At 69.6% G+C, this 576-nt stretch carries 1 pseudogene; it reads left to right on the forward strand.

What is annotated here, in order from left to right:
* A pseudogene (locus TW83_RS18720) lies at positions 1-576 on the forward strand (DNA mismatch repair protein MutS); the annotation flags it as partial.

The following is a 576-nucleotide window of genomic DNA, read 5'->3' on the forward strand; positions in this document are numbered from 1 at the left end:
TGGCCGCGATCCGGGCGGGGCTGACGCAGGGCGCGGCCATCGCGGCGCGGCTGCCCGGTGATGCGCCGCCCGTGCTGCGCGATGCGGCGGACGATCTGCTGGGCCATGAGACGCTGGTCGATCTGCTGGATGATGCGCTTGTGGCAGAGCCGCCTCTGCTGGCGCGCGATGGCGGCTTCGTGGCCGAAGGGCATGACGCCGATCTGGACCAGACCCGTCGCCTGCGCGACGAGGGGCGCGGCGTCATCGCCGGGATGCAGGCCGATTACGCGGCCCTGGCCGGGGTCGGCAGCCTGAAGATCAAGCACAACAATGTCCTGGGCTATTTCATCGAGACGACGACCACCCATGCCGAGCGCATGATGGCCGCGCCGCTGAACCAGACCTTCATCCACCGCCAGACCACCGCGAACCAGATCCGCTTCACCACGGTGGAACTGTCCGAACTGGAGACCCGCATCCTGAACGCCCGCGATCGCGCGTTGGAGATCGAGCGGGGCATCTTCGACCGCCTGCGGACGGCGATCCTGGATCAGGCGGCGAGGATCGGGCAGGCGGCCCGCGCCCTGGCCGAGA

The sequence above is a fragment of the Paracoccus sp. S4493 genome (assembly GCF_000967735.1).
Taxonomy (GTDB): Bacteria; Pseudomonadota; Alphaproteobacteria; order Rhodobacterales; family Rhodobacteraceae; genus Paracoccus; species Paracoccus marcusii.